General features: G+C 71.4%; 1 protein-coding gene. It reads left to right on the top strand.

What is annotated here, in order from left to right:
* A partial coding sequence (locus AX737_RS07945; RefSeq protein WP_156453586.1) for a DUF2254 family protein occupies window positions 1–308 on the top strand: 308 nt, incomplete at both ends.

The raw sequence follows: 308 nt of genomic DNA, 5'->3' as shown, positions 1-308 counted from the left end.
CAGGTCGCCGTGTGGCTGGAGACCGCGCAGATCGCCGGCCACGACCCGTCCTCCCCGAACGCGGACTGGGGCTGGACCGGGGGCGCCGAGGGGGCAAGGGCACTGCTCAGCGCCGTCGCTTCCTCCACCATCGGGGTGGCGGGCACCACCTTCTCGATCACCATCGCGGCGCTGACGCTGGCCTCGAACCAGATGGGGCCTCGGCTCCTGCGCAATTTCGTGCGCGACGCCCGCAACCAGCTCGTGCTCGGGGTCTTCCTCGGCACCTTCGCCTACGCGCTGATGGTGCTGCGCACGGTGCGCACCGT

This window comes from Methylobacterium sp. CCH5-D2 (genome assembly GCF_001556475.1).
GTDB classification, from domain to species: domain Bacteria; phylum Pseudomonadota; class Alphaproteobacteria; order Rhizobiales; family Beijerinckiaceae; genus Methylobacterium; species Methylobacterium hispanicum.
This window is presented reverse-complemented; position numbering and strand designations above follow the sequence as displayed.